The organism is Gordonia sp. BP-119, from assembly GCF_016924115.1.
In the GTDB taxonomy this organism is placed as follows: Bacteria; Actinomycetota; Actinomycetes; order Mycobacteriales; family Mycobacteriaceae; genus Gordonia; species Gordonia hongkongensis.
In genome coordinates, this window is the sequence record NZ_JAFFZF010000013.1 from 69,146 (window position 1) to 87,635 (window position 18,490).

18 protein-coding genes are annotated in these 18,490 nt (G+C 68.6%); 14 read left to right on the plus strand and 4 right to left on the minus strand.

The window, feature by feature from the left end; translation table 11 throughout:
- Positions 1-27: 27 nt before the first annotated feature.
- The 5 genes from JW364_RS10160 (at position 28) to JW364_RS10180 (ending at position 6,151) form a co-directional block, all read left to right on the plus strand.
- Entirely contained in the window at positions 28-1,218 is a 1,191-nt protein-coding gene (locus tag JW364_RS10160; RefSeq protein ID WP_205333211.1) for a helix-turn-helix transcriptional regulator, read from the plus strand.
- A gap of 201 nt (positions 1,219-1,419) precedes the next feature.
- A complete protein-coding gene (locus JW364_RS10165; protein ID WP_205333212.1) occupies positions 1,420-3,279 on the plus strand; it encodes an acyl-CoA dehydrogenase in 1,860 nt (619 codons plus the stop codon).
- A gap of 65 nt (positions 3,280-3,344) precedes the next feature.
- Entirely contained in the window at positions 3,345-4,106 is a 762-nt protein-coding gene (locus JW364_RS10170; RefSeq protein ID WP_065631863.1) for an SDR family NAD(P)-dependent oxidoreductase, read from the plus strand.
- A 31-nt stretch (positions 4,107-4,137) separates the two neighbouring features.
- On the plus strand, positions 4,138-4,656 hold the full coding sequence (locus JW364_RS10175; protein WP_078113338.1) for a PH domain-containing protein: 519 nt from the start codon (positions 4,138-4,140) through the stop codon (positions 4,654-4,656).
- The gene (locus JW364_RS10180; RefSeq protein WP_078113337.1) at positions 4,643-6,151 is read left to right on the plus strand and encodes a PH domain-containing protein; all 1,509 of its coding nucleotides are present in this window, start codon (positions 4,643-4,645) and stop codon (positions 6,149-6,151) included. Before JW364_RS10175 ends, JW364_RS10180 begins: the two co-directional genes overlap by 14 nt.
- Before the next feature lie 55 nt (positions 6,152-6,206).
- Here JW364_RS10180 and chrA read toward each other — a convergent pair whose 3' ends face one another.
- Positions 6,207-7,661 carry a chromate efflux transporter gene (gene chrA / locus JW364_RS10185; protein ID WP_068970085.1) on the minus strand — a complete coding sequence of 485 codons (1,455 nt, stop codon included), beginning with the start codon at positions 7,659-7,661 and terminating at the stop codon, positions 6,207-6,209.
- A 172-nt stretch (positions 7,662-7,833) separates the two neighbouring features.
- Between chrA and JW364_RS10190 the strand changes: the two genes are divergently transcribed.
- The 4 genes from JW364_RS10190 to JW364_RS10205 all read left to right on the plus strand — a co-directional run bounded on the left by JW364_RS10190 (position 7,834) and on the right by JW364_RS10205 (position 11,427).
- On the plus strand, positions 7,834-8,310 hold the full coding sequence (locus JW364_RS10190; RefSeq protein WP_068970084.1) for a Chromate resistance protein ChrB: 477 nt from the start codon (positions 7,834-7,836) through the stop codon (positions 8,308-8,310).
- A complete protein-coding gene (locus JW364_RS10195; protein ID WP_205333213.1) occupies positions 8,307-8,738 on the plus strand; it encodes a chromate resistance protein ChrB domain-containing protein in 432 nt (143 codons plus the stop codon). Before JW364_RS10190 ends, JW364_RS10195 begins: the two co-directional genes overlap by 4 nt.
- A 209-nt stretch (positions 8,739-8,947) precedes the next feature.
- Entirely contained in the window at positions 8,948-10,720 is a 1,773-nt protein-coding gene (locus JW364_RS10200) for an FAD-dependent oxidoreductase (RefSeq protein ID WP_374100812.1), read from the plus strand.
- A gap of 41 nt (positions 10,721-10,761) precedes the next feature.
- On the plus strand, positions 10,762-11,427 hold the full coding sequence (locus JW364_RS10205; RefSeq protein WP_068970092.1) for a TetR/AcrR family transcriptional regulator: 666 nt from the start codon (positions 10,762-10,764) through the stop codon (positions 11,425-11,427).
- Here the strand turns inward: JW364_RS10205 and JW364_RS10210 are convergent.
- Positions 11,358-11,873 carry an NUDIX domain-containing protein gene (locus JW364_RS10210; protein ID WP_065631856.1) on the minus strand — a complete coding sequence of 172 codons (516 nt, stop codon included), beginning with the start codon at positions 11,871-11,873 and terminating at the stop codon, positions 11,358-11,360. The two genes, JW364_RS10205 and JW364_RS10210, sit on opposite strands and share 70 nt — an antisense overlap.
- Positions 11,874-11,953: 80 nt before the next feature.
- Here JW364_RS10210 and JW364_RS10215 point away from each other — a divergent pair, with 80 nt between their 5' ends.
- Entirely contained in the window at positions 11,954-13,663 is a 1,710-nt protein-coding gene (locus JW364_RS10215) for a nucleobase:cation symporter-2 family protein (RefSeq protein WP_205333245.1), read from the plus strand.
- Between the two features lie 28 nt (positions 13,664-13,691).
- On the opposite strand, the gene JW364_RS10220 is transcribed toward JW364_RS10215, so the two are convergent.
- Positions 13,692-14,069 (minus strand): cupin domain-containing protein, encoded by a 378-nt coding sequence (locus JW364_RS10220; protein ID WP_058251930.1) that lies wholly within the window; start codon positions 14,067-14,069, stop codon positions 13,692-13,694.
- Positions 14,070-14,225: 156 nt separating this feature from the next.
- Between JW364_RS10220 and JW364_RS10225 the strand changes: the two genes are divergently transcribed.
- The 4 genes from JW364_RS10225 (at position 14,226) to rsgA (ending at position 17,274) form a co-directional block, all read left to right on the plus strand.
- Positions 14,226-14,459 carry a hypothetical protein gene (locus JW364_RS10225; protein WP_058251931.1) on the plus strand — a complete coding sequence of 78 codons (234 nt, stop codon included), beginning with the start codon at positions 14,226-14,228 and terminating at the stop codon, positions 14,457-14,459.
- Positions 14,460-14,843, plus strand: a complete 384-nt coding sequence (locus tag JW364_RS10230; protein ID WP_058251932.1) for a VOC family protein — start codon at positions 14,460-14,462, stop codon at positions 14,841-14,843.
- 72 nt (positions 14,844-14,915) lie between these two features.
- A complete protein-coding gene (aroA, locus tag JW364_RS10235) occupies positions 14,916-16,217 on the plus strand; it encodes a 3-phosphoshikimate 1-carboxyvinyltransferase (RefSeq protein ID WP_205333215.1) in 1,302 nt (433 codons plus the stop codon).
- Positions 16,218-16,239: 22 nt separating this feature from the next.
- Positions 16,240-17,274 (plus strand): ribosome small subunit-dependent GTPase A, encoded by a 1,035-nt coding sequence (gene rsgA, locus JW364_RS10240; protein ID WP_205333216.1) that lies wholly within the window; start codon positions 16,240-16,242, stop codon positions 17,272-17,274.
- Positions 17,275-17,285: 11 nt separating this feature from the next.
- On the opposite strand, the gene JW364_RS10245 is transcribed toward rsgA, so the two are convergent.
- Entirely contained in the window at positions 17,286-18,485 is a 1,200-nt protein-coding gene (locus JW364_RS10245) for a fatty acid desaturase (RefSeq protein ID WP_065631851.1), read from the minus strand.
- Between the last annotated feature and the right edge of the window lie 5 nt (positions 18,486-18,490).

The following is an 18,490-nucleotide window of genomic DNA, read 5'->3' on the forward strand; positions in this document are numbered from 1 at the left end:
CGCGCAGCTCACGCCCACAATTGTCGAATGACATCGAGTCTGACCGCCGAGCGTGTGCGCCGCGACATCGAGGTCGTGGCCCACGCCGGCCTCGGTCTCGACGACTTCTTCGCCGAGACCGTCGCCTCCCTGAGCCGCGCGGTGCCCGTCGACGCGGTCTGCATCGGCACCTTCGATCCCAACACCGTCCTGCTCACCAGCGCCCGCAAGTACGGATCACTGCTCGGCGAGGATCACCGGGACCCGGACTGGGGTCTCCTCGAATACGGGCAGGTCGAGCCGACGGCATACCGCGAGATGGTGGCCGCCAAACGCGATGCGGTCGGACTCAACCTCCTCAACCGGGGCGCCACCGAACGGTCCAATCGGATGTCGCAGTTGATGATTCCCGAATACTGCTTCCACGACGAGGCCCGCTTGGTGCTGCGTGACGGGGACCGGGCGTGGGCCGGGATCGCGATGTTCCGCAGCGGGGCCGGATGCCGGCCCTTCGACGCCGACGAGATCGACTTCCTGGGTTCGCTGTCGCGCACTCTCGCCTACGGCGTGCGCGTGGGGTTGCTGAGCAGTGTGGTCGCCGGCGGGGCGAGTGCCGCCGCCCCTGCCACCGTCGACGCGCCGAGTCCGCCACCGCCGACCGGCCACGGCCCGGCGGTGCTGATCATCGACCGCAGCAACGAGATCGTGCAGATGAGCGCCGGCAGCCAGGAGCGCATCGCCGACCTCGCGTCCGGTCCGAACGGCGCGGCGGTGATGAACCCGATCTACGGCCTGATCGGAGCCGCACGCCGTTACGGCTCGGGTGAGTCCTCCGTCCCGCCGCGCCTCCGGGTGCGCGGGGCGTCGGGCATGTGGCTCGTCATCCACGCGTCGCCGCTGTCGTCGGCCGACGGCCGGGTCGGCGAGGTCGTGGTGACCATCGAGGAGGCCCGCCCGCCCGAGATCATCCCGCTGGTCGTCGAGGCGTTCGGGCTCACGGCCCGTGAACGCGACGTCACCCAGATGGTGCTGCAGAGCGTGGCCACCAAGGACATCGCCACCGCCCTGCACGTTTCCGCCTACACCGTGCAGGACCACCTCAAATCGATCTTCGACAAGGCCGGCGTCCGCAGCCGGCGCGAGCTGATCGCGCGAATCTACTTCGACCAGTACGCCCAGCGTCTCAACGATCCGCTGCTTCCGTCCGGGTCGTTCGCCACCCCCGACACCGAGCTCTAGCAGCTCCTCCCCCGTACCCGCCCAGTGCGCGCATCGCACCGGGCGGGTTCGTCGTCGTCTCATAGTGAGACGTACGCCCTGCCGCACCGTGTGACGAACGGGCCGGGGTCTCGCACGCGGCCGCGGCGTGCCGGGGCATGATGGACGGGCGACGGACATCCGCGCATCAGCGTCCGCCCACCTGACCGACGAGGAAGTGCGATGACCACACCCATGTCCCGGCGGGACCTCGAGTTCCTGCTCTACGAATGGCTCGATGTCGAGGCGCTGACCTCGCGGGAACGCTTCTCGGCACACTCGCGGGAGACCTTCGACGCCGTGCTCGAACTCAGCGCCGACATCGCGACGAAGTGCTTCGCACCCGCCAACAAGATCGGCGACGCCAACGAGCCCTACATCGGCGACGACGGCAAGGTCGTCCTGCCCGACGAGATCGTCGCCGGCCTCACCGAGTACCGCAAGGCCGGTCTCATCTCGGCCTCCTTCGACGACGAACTCGGCGGCATGCAACTGCCCACCGTCATCCGCCAGGCCTCCGCCGTGTGGTTCCAGGCCGCCAACGCCGCGATGTCGTCGTACAACTTCCTCACCGTCGGCAACGCGAACCTGCTGGCCGAGTACGCCACCCCCGAGCAACGCGACACCTGGGTCCGTCCCCTCGTCGAAGGCCGCTTCTCCGGCACGATGTGCCTGTCCGAGCCACAGGCCGGCTCGTCGCTGGCCGACATCACCACCAAGGCCGAACCCGCCGGCGACGGCACCTACCGCATCACCGGCACCAAGATGTGGATCTCGGGCGGAGACCACGAACTCACCGAGAACATCGTCCATCTCGTCCTGGCGAAGATCCCCGGCGGCGGCCCCGGCGTCAAGGGCATCTCGCTGTTCATCGTGCCCAAATACCTCGCCGACGGAACACGCAACGACGTCGCGCTCGTCGGCCTCAACCACAAGATGGGCAACCGCGCCACCACCAACACCCTGCTCAACTTCGGCGACGGCACCTTCCCCGCCGACTCCACCCAGACGGCTCCCGGCGCTGTGGACGATCAGCCCGCCCGCTCCGCTCCCGGCGCTGTGGACGATCAGCCCGCTCGCTCCGCTCCCGGCGCTGTCGGCTACCTCGTCGGCGACGAACACCGCGGCCTGTCCTACATGTTCCACATGATGAACGAGGCGCGCATCGGCGTCGGATTCCTCGCCACCGCACTGGGTTACGCCGGGTACCGGGCCTCCCTCGACTACGCGAAGGTGCGCACGCAGGGCCGACCCGTCGACCACAAGGACCCGTCGACCAAACCGGTCCCGATCATCGAACACGCCGACGTGCGTCGCATGCTGCTCGCCCAGAAGTCCTACGTCGAAGGCGCTCTCGCGTTCGGGTTGTATTGCAGCACCCTCGTCGACGAGGCGGCCACCACGACCGACCCCGCCGAACGCGACCGGCTGAACCTGTTGCTCGAGGTACTCACCCCGATCGCGAAGAGCTGGCCCTCCCAGTGGTGTCTCGAGGCGAACAGCCTCGCGATCCAGGTCCACGGCGGATACGGTTACACCCGCGAGTTCGACGTCGAGCAGTACTACCGGGACAACCGGCTCAACCCGATCCACGAAGGCGCCCACGGCATCCACGGCCTGGACCTGCTCGGGCGCAAGGTGATCATGCAGGGCGGGGCCGGTCTCGCCGCGCTGGCCGAGACGATCGAGGCCACCGTCGCCCGCGCACGGACTGTCGACGGACTCGACACCCTTGCCGACACGCTGCACGCGGTGGTGGACCGGCTGGTGAAGGTGACCGCGCACATCTGGTCGGCGGGCGACCCGAAGCTGTCGCTGGCCAACGCCACGATCTACCTGGAGACGGCCGGCCACATCGTGATCGCCTGGATCTGGCTCGAACAACTCCTCGCCGCCGACGGCCGGACCGGTGACTTCTACGACGGCAAACGCGCTGCGGCACAGTATTTCTTCCGGTATGAACTACCCAAGACCGGCCCACAGCTCGATCTGCTGACCGCACTCGACCGCACCACCCTCGACGTAGAACCGTCCTGGTTCTGACGCCGATTCCGACTCGACCGGCGCCCCGCGTCGGTCACCGTGCTGAGTACTCAAGGGAGACAACGATGTCCGTGATGGATCTGTTCGACACCACCGGCAAGGTGGTCATCGTGACCGGTGCCTCGTCCGGGCTGGGGGTCTCGTTCGCCCGCGGTTTCGCCGAGGCGGGCGCGGATGTCGTACTCGCCGCGCGCCGGGCGGAGAAGCTCGCCGACACCGCTGCCGCCGTCGAGGAACTCGGCCGCAAGGCGCTGGTGGTCCCCGCAGATGTCGCCGACCCCGAGCAGTGTCAGCGGGTCGTCGACGCCGCGATGGAGACCTTCGGCAAGGTCGACGTGCTCATCAACAACGCCGGCGTCGGGACCGCGTACCCGGCGACCCGCGAGACCCCCGAACAGTTCCGCGGCGTCATCGACGTCAACCTGAACGGCTCCTACTGGATGGCCCAGGCCTGCGGGCGGGTGATGCAACCGGGTAGCTCGATCATCAACATCTCGTCGATCCTCGGCATCACCACCGCCGGGCTGCCGCAGGCGGCGTACGCCGCGAGCAAGGCCGGCGTCATCGGCCTCACCCGCGACCTGGCCCAGCAATGGGGCGCGCGCAAGGGCATTCGCGTCAACGCCATCGCCCCCGGATTCTTCGAGAGCGAGATGACCGACACCTACCAACCGGGATATCTCGACTCCCAGATGCCCCGGGTACTCCTCGGCCGGACCGGACACGGCGAGGAACTCGCTGCCACCGCGATCTGGTTGTCCTCGGCCGCAGCCGGATACGTCACCGGCCAGACGCTGCCCGTCGACGGCGGCATCACCGTCACCTAGCATCGGGGAATCCACCCCTAGACTGGCGGCAATGGAGCCCTCATCTGATCCGACCGTGCCGGTGCACCCCACCCTGCGTGACCCGGTCAACAGTGTCGATCCACGCGCCAAGACCCTGTGGCGCATCGGCCCGCTCGTCCTCGGGGTCCTGGGCGTGGTCGCCGCCGTCGTGGTGGCCGTCGTCGTCGACCAGACGCGATGGATCGCGGTGCTCGCCGCGGTCGCGGTGGTCGTCGTGACCGTCGCCTGGGTCGCGATTGTCCCGCAGTGGCGTTACCGCTTTCACCGCTGGGAGGTCAGCGACGACGCGGTGTACTCGCAATCGGGCTGGTTCGTCCGGCACCGCGTGATCATCCCGATCGCCCGGATCCAGGTGGTCGACACCGAGGCCGGGCCGATCGAACAGTTCCTCGGGCTGGCGACCCTCACCGTGACCACGGCGTCGTCGGCCGGGACGATCCACATCGCCGGTCTCGACGCGGAGGTCGCACGGACGACCGCCGCCGATCTGACCATCCGCACACAGGCTTTCACCGATGACGCGACCTGAGCCGTTCGCCGTCGACGGGCCGGAGGACTGGCACCGGTTGTCGCCGTGGATGATGGCCGTCAAACCCGTCGAGCTCCTGCCCTCACTGATCCCGGTCGTGATCGCGCTGGTCTTCGCCGGCTCGGGCGCGCCGCTGTTCACCCTGATCGCCACCGCGGTCATCGTGCCCTTCGTGACGGTGGTGCCCTGGCTGACCACGCGCTACCAGGTCACCGATGAGCACGTCCGGGTGCGCAGCGGGCTCGTCACACGCAAGGTCGCGACCGCGCGCCGGGACCGCATCCGCAGCGTCGACCTCACCGCGTCCCCGGTTCACCGCGTGCTGAAACTGCAGAAGGTCAAGATCGGCACCGGAGGGGACGACGAGTCGTCGGCGGTCGTCCTCACCGCACTCACCGTCGACGAGGCGCGGGCGCTGCACGACAATCTGATGGCCACGCGCATCCTGCGGGGACCGTCGGCGCCCGCCGGCACCGACCCCGACGACCCGACCGCCCCGGTGGCGGCCGAGGACCCCACGGTCCTGGCACGGTTCCAGACCTCGTGGCTGCGCTACTCCCCCTTCTCCGTCGCCGGGCTCGCACTGGCCGCGGGCGCCGCCGGCCTCGCCGCGCAGATCGCCAACGACGCCGGGGTTTTCACGGAGGGGATCGGATTCGCGCGCGACGCCGTCGACTCCATCCGCGAGACCGCGATCGGACTCGTCGTGCTGGGTGCCTGTCTGCTCGTGATCGTCGTCGGCGGCATCCTGTCCGTTCTGGGGTACGTCCTGAATTACTGGAACTTCCGGCTCCTCCGCTCCCCCGACGGGACCCTGCGCACCGAACGCGGACTGCTGACCACCAACGCGATCAGCTTCGACGAACGGCGCATCCGCGGCAGTCACCTCACCGAGCCGGTCCTCATGCGCCCACTCAAAGGCGCTCGCCTGCAGGCGATCGCCACCGGCAGCACCAAGCACCCGCTTCTGCTGCCACCGGCACCGATCGACGAGGCGATGCGGGTGGCCGGTCTGGTCACCGACGAACGCACCGAGCTCACCACGCCGCTCGTCGGACACGGCGTCACCGCCGGGCGACGTCGGATCAACCGCGGATTCCTGTCCGGCGCAGTGGTGTTCATCGTCATCTGCGTCGCGATACTCACGCACGCCCTCCCGACACCATGGCTGGCGGTGGGGGTCGTCGCCGTTCTCGGCTCGACCGCGCTCGGTGTCGTCCGCGCCCGGCACCTCGGGCATCGGCTGACCTCTCGCTCGGTGGTCATCGCACCGCCGAGCGTCGCGCGGCAACGCATCGTCGTCGACCGGGACGGTGTGATCGGCTGGGCCAGCCGTACGTCGCTCTTCCAGCGCCGGGCGGGCGTCACCACACTCATCCTCGCCACCGCGGCGGGCGCCGAGCACTACCCTCTCGTCGACGTCGACGAGGAGACCGCGGCCGGCGTCGCCCGTGATGTCTCGCCCGACTGGATCCGCCCGTTCCTCGTGCCCTGACGACACCCGTTCAGGTCAGGGTCGTTCAGGTCAGGGTCGTTCAGGTCAGGGTCGTTCAGGTCAGGGGCAGGCCGACGGCGGCGGCGAGCAGGCCGAGCACCGCGCAGATGCCGAGGGTCCGGAGCACCGACTGCTTGAGCGGATAGATCAGGACGAAGGCGATCACGGTGATCACCACGGCCAACGGACGCAGGGTGTCGAGATGCGGGACCGCGAGGTGCAACGGCCCGGCGGTGACGACCGTGGTGTCCCGGAACAGCGTGTGCAGTGCGAAATACAGTGCGAGATTGGCGATCACGCCGACCACCGCGGCGGTGACGCCGTTCAGCGCGGACGTCAGATGCCGGTTGTTGCGGAGCTTCTCGATGAACGGCGCGCCGAGGAAGATGAACACGAAACTCGGCACGAACGTGACCCAGGTGGTCAGGAGTGCGCCGATGGTCGCCGCGACCCAGGGGTCGAGACCGCCCGGATCGCGATAGGCGCCGAGGAACGCGACGAACTGGACGACCATGATGAGAGGGCCGGGGGTCGTCTCGGCGAGTCCGAGTCCGCGCACCATCTCACCCGGCGTGACCCAGCCGTAGACCTCGACCGCCTGCTGGGCGATGTAGGCCAGGACGGCGTAGGCGCCGCCGAAGGTGATGAGGGCGGTCCACGTGAAGAACGTGCCCTGCTGGGTGAACACACTGCCCGTCCCCGTGGTCGCCACGACGATGCCCATCGGGATGATCCAGGCCAGCGCACCGACACCGAGCACCAACCCGGCGCGACGCCAGCTCGGGGATGCCGTGTGGATCGCGTCGTCGGCGATGATCGGCGCGGGCCCGTCGTCGGCGACCTCCTTCTGGGCGGCGACGACACGGCGGCCGGTCAGCCAGCCCAGGACGCCGGCCACGGCGATGACGATCGGGAACGGGACGGCGAAGACCGCCAGGGCGATGAACGCGGCGACCGCGATCGCGATCTGCACCGGCCCGGTGAGCGCCCGTTTGCTCACCCGCGTGACCGCCTGGGCGACGATGGCGAGCACCGCGGGGCCGATGCCGGCGAACAGGGCCGCCACGATGGTCGTCGCGCCGAAGGCGACGTAGATCGCCGACAGCCCGAGTATCGCGATCACCCCGGGCAGGACGAACAGGATGCCCGCGATCAGCCCACCGGCGGTTCCGTTGAGCAGCCAACCCACGTAGATGGCCAATTGCTGGGCTTCGGGCCCGGGCAGCAGCATGCAGTAGTTGAGGGCGTGGAGAAACCGGCGCTGGCCGATCCAGCGCCGGTCGTCGACCAGTGCTCGCTGCATCACCGCTATCTGACCCGCGGGACCCCCGAAGGTCTGCAGCGAGATCAGGAACCACGCGCGGGTCGCGGTCCGCAGCGAGACCCCCGCGGTCGGGTCGACGTGGTCACCCGACTCGACGGCCGCCGACCCTTCGGCCTCCGGCGGACCGTCCGCACGTCTCGACGCATCCGAACTCCCGGGTCGACCGGATCTCTCCGACATCGCCACTCGCACCCCTTCCACCACGCACCAACGTGCCCACGACGCCGCGATCGTGCGGCTCCCAGCAGATGCAACCACGGTTACAATCAGATTGTCCAGAGTTGAACGCGCAGTGAGCGGCGGGCCACGACATCGACCGCTGGTGCATGATCGGATGGCATGCCGAGGAGGTGCTGGAGTGTCCGAAGACTGGGTGATGCTCGTGTATCGGGTTCCCCGAGAGCCGTCGACGCCGCGGATCGCGATCTGGCGCAAACTCCGGAAGTACGGCGCCTATCAGTTGACCGATGGGGTGGTACTGCTTCCCGCGAGCGCCCGCACCCGCGAACAGCTCGAGTGGGTGGCCGAGGATGCGGTCAGCGCAGGCGGATCCGGCGAGGTCTGGTCGGCCGCGCCCACCAACCCGGCCGAATTCGAACGCATCCGCGCCGAACTCCAGCTGGCCCGCGGAGCCGAGTATGCGGAGATAGTCGTCGAGGCGCAGCAGGCGGAAGACCATGCCGACCCCGCGAAACAGCTCGGCGTCCTGCGTCGCAGGTTCCGTGAGGTCACCCGACGGGATCATTTTCCGACCGAGTCGCGCGAGACCGCCCGACAAGCACTTCGCACACTGGCCGACCGACTCCTCGAGACCGAACCGGCGAGGCCGTCGTGAGGTGGGCGACCCGGGCCGGCGTGCACATCGACCGGGCGGCGTGCGCGTGGCTGATCCGCCGGTACGTCGATCCCGCCGCCGAGTTCGTCTTCGTCACCAGCGCAGACGAAATCCCCTCGGACGCAACGCCGTTCGACATGCGCGGGGTCGAACTGGGCCATCATGACGGCGACTGCACGTTCGAGACGATCCTGAAACGGTACGAACTCACCGACCCGGTCCTGTGGGCGATCGCAGAGATCATCCACGAAGGCGACATCGAAGACGACCGCTACGACGCTCCGGAAGCGCCGGGCCTCGATGTCGTGTTGCGCGGCCTCTCCCTCATCGGCGACGACGAACACACGCTGTCGGTCTCGGATGCCGTTTTCGACGGTTTGCACGAGTACTTTCGCCAACGCACCCTCACCGGCCGCGAACCGTCGTAGTCAGCCGCGGGGAGCGTCAGAGCACCTCGTGAGACGATTCGCCAAAACCGTCCGACCCACTTCGACGCTGTGGTAGACATCACAGCAGATAAGTCAACGCTGACTGTTCTCCACCGTCTCGGACAGTCGTCGACAAAGGGGTCATGGGGATGTCGGACGCCACTTTCACTTCGAAAAGCAACTCGCCGAACAGCTTTCCGCGTCGGTCCATGCTGCGCGGATCGGCTGCCGCCGCAGTCCTGGCGGGTACCGCAGTGGCCCTACCGGGCGTCACGGTCCCCTCGGCGCGGGCGGTGCCCCGCTCCGGTGCCGGTCGCGGCCGCGACGTCGCGATCTTCGGCGGCGGGATGGCCGGCTTGTCCGCGGCGCATGAACTCGTCGAGCGCGGCTTCGGGGTCACGGTCTACGAGCCGTCGCGCCTCGGCGGCAAGGCCTACAGCCACGATGTCCCCGGCACCGCACGGGGTGGTCGCCTCGCTCTCCCCGGCGAGCACGGTTTCCGGTTCTTCCCGGGTTGCTACCAGCACGTGCCGGACACCATGGAGCGAATCCCCGTCGGCAACAGCAACGTTCGTGACCGTCACCTCATCGACGTCGAGTCGGCGGTCGTCGCCTTCGACGACTCCGGGTATGCCCCGACCACCGCCCCGGCATCGATCATGGGTTTCGTCCAACACGCGAACGAGATCGTGACGCTGGACAACCTGCGCAACGCGTTCATGACCGGACTCAAGTTCGTCGTCGATGTGCCGCCTCCCGAACTCGCGTTCTTCGTCACCCGCGAGCTGATCATCGCGACCAGTTGCACCGAACGTCGAATCGGCCAGTGGGAGAACCAGTCCTGGATGCAGTTCGTGAAGTCCAAGGGCAAGTCACGGGCGTATCAGCGATATCTCGTGGGCGCCCTCACGCGAGCGCTTGTGGCCGCCAAACCCGACACCGCGTCGGCACGGACGATCGGCCAGATCGGACTGGCACTGGCCACCTCGGCGACCGGATTGATCAGCGGATATGACGCCGGGCTCGTACACGGCGGCGTCGACCGGATCCTCAACCGCCCCACCAATCATGCGTGGATCGACCCGTGGGTGGCCCACCTCCGCGGTCGCGGCGTCCGCTTCGAGATGGGGACCGGCCTGGCGCGACTGAATCTGACGCGCGGCCGGATCAGTGGAGCGCAACTCACCTCCGGCGCCCCGGTCGATGCCGATTGGTATGTCGCCGCGATGCCCATCGATCGCCTCCGTCCGTTGTTGTCGCCCGAGTTGGTCACGGCCGACCCGTCGCTGGCCGGTATCCACGCTCTCAAGGACGACTGGATGGTCGGCATCCAGTACTTCCTGTCCCGGCGCGCCGACATGCCGCCGAGCCACATCGCCGCGCTGGGTACCCCCTGGGCTCTGACCGGCCTGTTCCAGGCCCGCCCCTGGAACGTCGACTTCGCGCGCACCTACGGTGACGGGCGAGTGAAAGATTGTCTGTCCATTGACATCTCGGAGTGGGAGAAGCCAGGCATCCGCTACGGCAAACCCGCCAAACAGTGCACCCGGCAAGAGATCGCGCGGGAAGTGTGGGCCCAGATGAGCCGAGCGATGAACTCGGGGGCCCGGAAGCTCCTGCGTTCGGAGGAGATCGTCACCTGGTCCCTCGACCCCGGGATCACCTGGTCGCCGTCCATCGCCAACGCCACACCGCTCATGGTCAACACCGCCGGCTCGTACAAGAACCGGCCGAACGCCTACACGTCGATTCCGAATCTGTTCATCGGCGGCGACCACGTCCGGAGCAACATCGATCTCGCGACGATGGAGGGCGCCAACGAATCCGGCCGCCGGGTGACCAACGCGATCATCGCCGCGGCCGACAGCCCCGCCCGCGCGGCGACCGTCTTCCCGCTCTGGGAACTGCCGATGCTCGAGCCGCTGAAACAGATCGACCGCGATCGTTACCGCGCGGGCCTCCCGCACATCCTCGACGTGTGAGGCCGCGGGTCATCCGCGCCGTGCCGAACTACGATCCTCGTGTGACCACCTCTCCCGGCGCCCCGCGCGCGCGGCAGCAACGCAGCGGGGTCACGCAGACCCGCATCCTCGATGCCGCGATCCGAGTCCTCGTCGATCGCGGATACGCCGCCGCGAGCACGGTCGCCATCCAGAACGAGGCGGGCGTGAGCCGGGGCCGGTTGTTGCACCACTACCCGTCGCGGGACGTCCTCCTGATGGCTGCGGTCGGACACCTCGCCCGCACCCGCATCGCCGAACTGCCCAGCCACGTCGAATGGCCGGCCGATCCGGTCCAGCGCATCGCGCTGGCCACCGACGTCGGGTGGTCGACGTTCCACCAGCCGTACTTCGTCGCGTCGATGGAGTTGTGGGTCGCGGCGCGGACGAATGCCAATCTGCGGACGGCATTGCTCCCCACCGAACGCGAGATCGGCCAGACCGTCCGGCGCGCGGTCGCCGGGTTCCTCGGTCCCGAGTTGACCGCGTCGCCGCGCTACGCCGCCCTCTACCCGCTGCTCCTGACGAGCATGCGCGGCGCGGCGACCACCTACCTCATCGACCGGCGCGACCCGCTGACCGACCCGCATCTCCCGCTGTGGCGAGACCTGACGCGCACCTACCTCCTCGGTGACGCCGGGTCCGCGGACCCCAGCGCCTCGAGCAGACGGTCGACGAACGGAACCTGAGCGGGGTTGAGCCGGGTCCGCGCGAGATCGACGGAACACCATTCGGCGCGGTCGATCTCGGGGAACGCCTGCATCCGTCCCGACCGCGGTGGCCACATCAGCTCGAACGTGTTGCTGACGACCGACACGACGTCGAGGTCGCCTTCCACGGCGAATCCGATCACCCTCTTGCCGCTCTTCAACCTGACCTCGCCGAGTTCGATCGGCGGGGCGTCGGGCACCGGGCTCCCGATCTCCTCGGCGTACTCGCGTCGCGCGGCGGCCCACTCGTCCTCGCCCGGTTCGACGAGCCCCTTGGGCACCGACCACGACCCCGCGTCCGGTTTACGCGCCCAGATCGGACCCCCGGGGAACACGAGGAGAACTTCGACGGCAGCGGCACCGTCGGCCGACGTCGTCCGGCGATAGAGCAGGATTCCCGCGCTGCGGCGGGAGGCGGTGGCCATCACGGATATATCTTGGCGGAAACGTCGCGGATACACGCTCGCGCCTTCACGGAAACGTGCGAACCGTAGAACTGAAGACCATGTCGGTTCTCGATGTCGTCAAGAACGGAAGGTCCGCCGCACATCCGGTGGACGAGATCCCGCCGTTCATCAAGCTGTTCCCGCTCGGCCTCCAGCACGTCCTGGCCATGTACGCCGGGGCCGTCGCGGTACCCCTCATCGTCGGCGGCGCGATGGTCGGCGCCGGCCAACTCGAGCAGGGTGACATCGTCCACCTGATCATGGCGGACCTGTTCGTGGCGGGCATCGCGACGATCTTGCAGGCCGTGGGGTTCTGGCGGTTCGGGGTCCGACTCCCGCTGATGCAGGGCGTCACCTTCGCCGCGGTCGGCCCGATGATCACCATCGGGACCTCGTACGGCATCACCACCATCTACGGGTCGGTCATCGCGTGCGGGTTGTTCATGATCGCCGTCGCACCGATCGTCGGGAGACTGATCCGCTTCTTCCCGCCGCTGGTCACCGGGACGATCATCCTCATCATCGGGGTGTCCCTGATGCGGGTGGCGGCCGGCTGGTTCGGCGGCGGCACCGCCGCGGGCCCCGACTTCGGCGACCCGAAGAACATCGCCTTCGGATTCCTCACCCTGGCCGTCATCATCGGCATCGAACGATTCGCCCCCGCGGCGATCCGCCGGGTGTCGATCCTGCTCGGCCTGGCGGTCGGCACCCTGATCGCGGTCCCGTTCGGCATGACGCACTGGGATCAGGTCGGCGAGTACCCGTGGGTCGGCATCCCGCAGCCGTTCCAGTTCGGCGCACCCACCTTCGAGGTCAGCGCCATCATCTCGATGATCATCGTCGGCGTCGTGATCATGACCGAGACCACCGGCGACATCGTCGCCGTCGGCGAGATCGTCGACCAGAAGATCACCCCGCGCAAGCTGGCCGACGGAATGCGCGCCGACGGCCTGGGCACCGCCCTTGGCGGTGTGTTCAACACGTTCCCCTACACGGCCTTCGCGCAGAACGTCGGCCTCGTCGCGATCACCGGGGTCAAGACCCGCCACGTCGCGACCTGCGCCGGCGTGATCCTGGTGGTCCTCGGCCTGCTGCCCAAGATGGCCGCCGTCGTCGAGGGCATACCGCTGCCAGTGCTCGGCGGGGCCGGAGTCGCCCTGTTCGGGATGGTCGCGGCCAGCGGCATCCGGACGCTCGCGAAGGCGAAGCTGAACAACACCAACATCCTGGTCGTCGCGATCTCGGTCGGTGTCGCCATGCTGACCGAGGCCAAGATCTACTACACCGACCGTGAACTCGGCGAGGCGCCGGTCAACGTGGTCCTGGATCTCTACGCCCAGTTCCCCGACTGGTTCCAGACCATCTTCCATTCGGGGATCTCCGCGGGTGCGCTCACCGCGATCGTGTTGAACCTCCTGCTGAACACGCGCAGCGTCTCCGCCGATCCGGTCGATTACCACAACACCGGCGACATCGCGGTGGTCGGTGCACCCGACGCTTCAACCGACCTCTCCGGCGCCGACGGCGTCCGCGCCGCCGCCTTCGACCCGCGTGACGCGTTGGCGGCCGCCGACCCCGACACCCCGGCCGACACGCTTCGCTATCTGGCCGACCACGACGCGTCGCTGCACCCGTTCATCGTCACCAATCCGGCTGCGCCCAAGGATCTGGCCGACCACATCAAGAGCCTCGGCGACCCGAAGGTGTTGCGGCTCTTCGACACCTGGGACGGTTACACCTCGGGCGGGTTCTCGCGGCGCGGTTCGTGACGGGCTCGGTTCGGACCGTGGTCGGTCGTCATCCGGCCTGCTGTTTCGCGTAGTTGCTGGCGCCGTAGAAGTCCACGAGGACCACGGGTTCGTCGCCGACCACCCAGGCGTCGTGCCCGGAGGGCAGGGACGTGATCGATCCCGGCCCAGCGTCGAACTCGGTGCCGTCGGCCATCACGACGTGGATGACCCCGGACACGTGGTACTGGAAGTGCGGTGCCTCGCACAGTTCGGTACCGGCGATCGGTTTGACGTCGACCGACCATCGCCAGCCCGGTTCCAGGGTCAGCCGGCCGATGTCCGACGTCCCAACGGTGAGTAGCTCCACCTGCCCGTGCCCGAAGGTGCGTACCTCGTCGGGTTCGGCGAAGTCTCGGTGCTCGGTCCGGTGCTCGATGCTGGTCATGATCCCTCCCGGTGATCGCGTACGAAACGCCCGACCCCGACGACAACGGTAGGCCGCCGACCTTGCGTTTGTACTGCGACGACCGCACGATCGCGCAACGGTCGGGCCGCTCCCGAATCCCGCGCACCGCGCCCGGTTCGGCCTATCGTGGAACCCATGTCCCCCAGTTCTGATCCCGAGCCGATCGACGACGACGGGCGCATCGTCGACCCCGACCTCCCGCACGAGTGGCCGCACGGCTCCGCGTTCGCGTTCGGCGATTCGACGCCCATCGGCGAGACGGAACGGCTGGCCCGCGAACGGGCCGCGTACGAGGCCGCGAGCCACGGGAGCGACCTCAACCGCGGACACGCCCTGGGCGGCTCCGCCGGCACCACCGAGGGGCAGTAGATGGAGGTCCTGGCCAGCCGGGTGCTCCTGCTCTCGGCCGATCCCGAACGCCTGCAGTCGTTCTACCGCGAGCGGCTCGGTCTGCCGGTCCACCGCGAGTATCCGGGTGGTGTCGTGTTCTTCGCCGGCAACGGGCTCATCGAGATCTCGTCGCACATGAAGACCGACGAGCCGGCCCCGTCCAGCGATTCGGTTCTCTGGCTTCAGGTCCGGGATGCCGAGGCCGTCGCCGACGAGTTCCGCGACCGCGGCGTTCCCGTGACCCGCGAGCCGCGCACCGAGCCGTGGGGTCTCATCGAGATGCACGCGACCGATCCCGACGGCCGGACCCTGATCGTCGTCCAGATCCCCGCCGATCACCCGCTGCGCAAGGACACGCGATAGATCGGGATCCCATCGCCGTGGACGGCCCATCGGCGCCGGGGAACGTGGGCACCCCATGACAGACTGGACGCCATGAGTTCCTGGAACGCGCCGACGATCACCAAGGGCGGCTTGGATGCAACCGCCGGAGGCGGCCTGGATGCAACCGTGGAGTTGCCGGGTTCCAAGTCGATCACCAACCGCGCTCTCGTCCTCGCCGCCCTCGCCGAGGGGCCGTCGACCGTCCGTGGAACCCTCCGGAGCCGCGACACGAACCTGATGCTCGCCGCGCTCGAGGCCCTGGGCGCCGAGATCCGCATCGACCCCGCGAGCGAGACCACGGTCTCGATCGTGCCCGGACCCCTGCGGGGTGCCGCGATCGACTGCGGCCTCGCCGGGACCGTGATGCGGTTCCTGCCGCCGGCCGCGGCCCTGGCCACCGGGCGCGTGGTCTTCGACGGCGATCCCCACGCGCGCGAACGGCCGCAGACCACCATCCTCGACGCGTTGCGCGGGCTGGGTGTCGCCGTCGACGGCGATCGATTGCCGTTCACCATCGACGCCACCGGCACCGTGCCCGGCGGCGAGGTCACCATCGACGCATCCGGGTCATCGCAGTTCGTGTCGGGGCTCCTGCTCTCGGCGGCGCGTTTCGACGCCGGCGTCGTGGTCCGGCATGTCGGCGCGGCCGTCCCGTCGACCCCGCACATCGACATGACCGTGGAGATGCTGGCGACGGCCGGCGTCGTCGTCGACACCTCCGAACCGAATGTCTGGCGCGTTGCACCCGGACCGATCGCGGCCGTCGACTGGACGGTCGAGCCCGACCTGTCGAACGCCGCCGCGTTCCTCGCCGCGGCAGCCGTCACCGGCGGTACCGTGCGGGTGCCGTACTGGCCCGCCGTGACCACCCAGCCCGGTGCACGGATCGCGGACGTCCTCGCCGCGATGGGTTGCGCCGTCGAGCACCTCGACGGCACGCTGTCGGTGCGCGGCCCCGAGGTGCTCAAGGCCGTCGACCTCGACCTCCGGGACATCGGCGAGCTCACCCCCACCATCGCCGCGCTGTGCGCGCTCGCCGACGGCGAGTCGGTACTGTCCGGGATCGCCCATCTCCGCGGCCACGAGACCGACCGGCTCGCCGCGCTCACCACCGAGATCACCCGCCTTGGTGGGACATGCGCCGAAACCGGCGACGGACTGCGCATCACCGGCACCGCCGGCTCCCCGTTACGCGGGGGTACCTGGGAGTCCTACGCCGACCACCGGATGGCCACCGCCGGAGCCATTGTCGGCCTGGTGACACCCGGTGTGGTGGTCGCCGACATCGAGACGACGAGCAAGACGCTGCCCGACTTCCCGGGGATGTGGCAGCAGATGCTGGGGCGCGCATGAGCTCTCGAGGACAGGCGCGCCGTTGAGTCGCCGCGCGGCGAGCTACGACGAATCCGACGTCCGGGTCCGTCCCGGGAAGGGCACCCGACCGCGCACCAAAACGCGACCGTCCCACGACGACGCCGAGCAGGGCATGGTGGTCTCGGTCGATCGCGGTCGCTGGGGCGTGGTGCTCGACGGCGACCCGGATCGGCGCGTCGTCGCGATGCGCGCCCGCGAACTGGGTCGCACCCCGATCGTCGTCGGCGACGACGTGTCGGTGGTCGGCGACCTGTCCGGCCGGCCCGACACGCTGGCGCGCATCGTCCGGGTGGCCGATCGTCGAACGGTGTTGCGCCGCACCGCCGATGACTCCGATCCCTACGAGCGGATCGTCGTGGCGAATGCCGATGCGCTCCTCATCGTGACCGCCATGGCGGATCCGCCGCCGCGCACCGGATTCGTCGAACGCGCACTGGCCGCGGCCTATGTGGGCGGACTGTCGCCTGTCCTGTGCCTGACGAAATCGGACCTCGCCGATCCCGCCGAATTCACCGCGGCCTTCGCCGATCTCGACCTGCCGGTGGTGTGCGCGGGCCGCGACGACCCGCTCGACGAGATCCTGTCGACGTTGCGCGGTCGGATCACCGCGTTCATCGGCCACTCCGGGGTCGGCAAGTCCACTCTGGTCAATCGTCTTGTCCCGGACGCATATAGGGCGACCGGAGTGGTGTCGGGAGTGGGCAAGGGCCGGCACACGTCCACCCAGTCGGTGGCATTGGCCCTGCCCGACGACGCCGGCCCGCGTGGCTGGGTCATCGACACCCCCGGCATCCGGTCGTTCGGACTCGCGCACGTCGGACCCGACGACATCGTCGCCGCCTTCGACGATCTGCACGCCGCCATCGAGGAATGTCCCCGCGGCTGTACGCATCTGGGCCCACCGGCCGATCCAGAATGCAAGCTCGACGAGCTGACCGGCCACTCGTATCGTCGCGCGATGGCCGTGCGCCACCTCCTGGTGGAAGTCAGCGGCGGTGAGGGCGACGCGGCCGAGGAGCCACGGACAGCGGAGTGACCGAGTGCGTGCTACCGCCGGCGACGCCGGGCGCGCAGCTCGCGGATCGCGGTCTTGAGGCCGGCGGCGCGGGGAGTCATCCCGGCGAAACGCCGCTCCGACGCGGTTTCCGGGGCATCATCGGCGGTGTCGCGCAGAAACGAGTCGGGCAGGGCCAGCTTGTTGATCGTGCGCAGCGTCTGAAGATACTGCACCACAATCGATCCCGTGGTGTAGGGCAGATCGTACTTGTCGCACAGCGCGCGCACCCGCACCGCGATCTCGGCATACCGGTTGCTCGGCAGATCAGGGTACAGGTGGTGCTCGATCTGGTAGCACAGGTTGCCGCTGAAGAAGGCCATCGCGGGCCCGGCGTCGAAGTTCGCCGTACCGAGCATCTGCCGCAGGTACCACTGGCCCTGCGTCTCGTTCTCGAGTGACTCCGCGGTGAACTTCTCCGCGCCGTCCGGGAAATGACCACAGAAGATGACGACGTAGGCCCACACGTTGCGGATCAGATTGGCACTGAGGTTCGCGGTCAGCGTGTGCTTGAAATTCGGTCCCGACAGCGCGGGGAACAGGACATAGTCCTTGGCCAACTGCTTGCCGACCTTGCGCGCGAACACCTTCAGCTGCGGGATCGCGACCTCTTTGGGCTTCTTCCCCGAGATCGCGTCCTTGATGTCGAGGTCGTGCAAACCGATGCCCCACTCGAACAGCGCCGCGAGGAGGATGTTGGTGACCGGCTGGAGGAGCTGCTTGGGCTTCCACGGTTCGTCCCGCGTGACCCGCAACGTCTTGTAACCGACGTCGTGGTCCATGTCGAGGACGTTGGTGTACTTGTGATGGATGTAGTTGTGGGAGTGCTTCCAGTGCGGCGCCGCGCACACCATGTCCCACTCCCAGGTGGTCGAGTGGACCTCCGGGTCGTTCATCCAGTCCCACTGCCCGTGCATCACATTGTGCCCGAGCTCCATGTTCTCGATGATCTTCGACAGCGCGAGCGCTCCGGTGCCCAGCAGCCAGAGCGGCCGGGAACGGCTGCCCATGAGAGCCGCTCGGCCCGCGACCTCGAGAGCACGGTGCGCCAAGATGGTGCGCCGCAGATACCGGACGTCGCGCATGCCGCGGTCCGCCTCGATCTCACGGCGGAGCGCGTCGAGCTCGGCACCGAGTGCTTCCACGTCGGCGTCGGTCAGGTGCGCGTACTCGTTGATATCAGTGATTGCCATTGCGC

Bases quoted from the DNA above. Each gene is read 5' to 3' on its own strand.
- aroA (WP_205333215.1), top strand. From the start codon at position 14,916: ATGAGTTCCTGGAACGCGCCGACGATCACCAAGGGCGGCTTGGATGCA.
- JW364_RS10175 (WP_078113338.1), top strand. From the start codon at position 4,138: ATGGAGCCCTCATCTGATCCGACCGTGCCGGTGCACCCCACCCTGCGT.
- JW364_RS10230 (WP_058251932.1), top strand. From the start codon at position 14,460: ATGGAGGTCCTGGCCAGCCGGGTGCTCCTGCTCTCGGCCGATCCCGAA.
- JW364_RS10220 (WP_058251930.1), bottom strand. From the start codon at position 14,069: ATGACCAGCATCGAGCACCGGACCGAGCACCGAGACTTCGCCGAACCC.
- JW364_RS10210 (WP_065631856.1), bottom strand. From the start codon at position 11,873: ATGGCCACCGCCTCCCGCCGCAGCGCGGGAATCCTGCTCTATCGCCGG.
- JW364_RS10215 (WP_205333245.1), top strand. From the start codon at position 11,954: ATGTCGGTTCTCGATGTCGTCAAGAACGGAAGGTCCGCCGCACATCCG.
- JW364_RS10170 (WP_065631863.1), top strand. From the start codon at position 3,345: ATGTCCGTGATGGATCTGTTCGACACCACCGGCAAGGTGGTCATCGTG.
- JW364_RS10245 (WP_065631851.1), bottom strand. From the start codon at position 18,485: ATGGCAATCACTGATATCAACGAGTACGCGCACCTGACCGACGCCGAC.
- JW364_RS10180 (WP_078113337.1), top strand. From the start codon at position 4,643: ATGACGCGACCTGAGCCGTTCGCCGTCGACGGGCCGGAGGACTGGCAC.
- JW364_RS10160 (WP_205333211.1), top strand. From the start codon at position 28: ATGACATCGAGTCTGACCGCCGAGCGTGTGCGCCGCGACATCGAGGTC.
- JW364_RS10200 (WP_374100812.1), top strand. From the start codon at position 8,948: ATGCTGCGCGGATCGGCTGCCGCCGCAGTCCTGGCGGGTACCGCAGTG.
- JW364_RS10225 (WP_058251931.1), top strand. From the start codon at position 14,226: ATGTCCCCCAGTTCTGATCCCGAGCCGATCGACGACGACGGGCGCATC.
- JW364_RS10165 (WP_205333212.1), top strand. From the start codon at position 1,420: ATGACCACACCCATGTCCCGGCGGGACCTCGAGTTCCTGCTCTACGAA.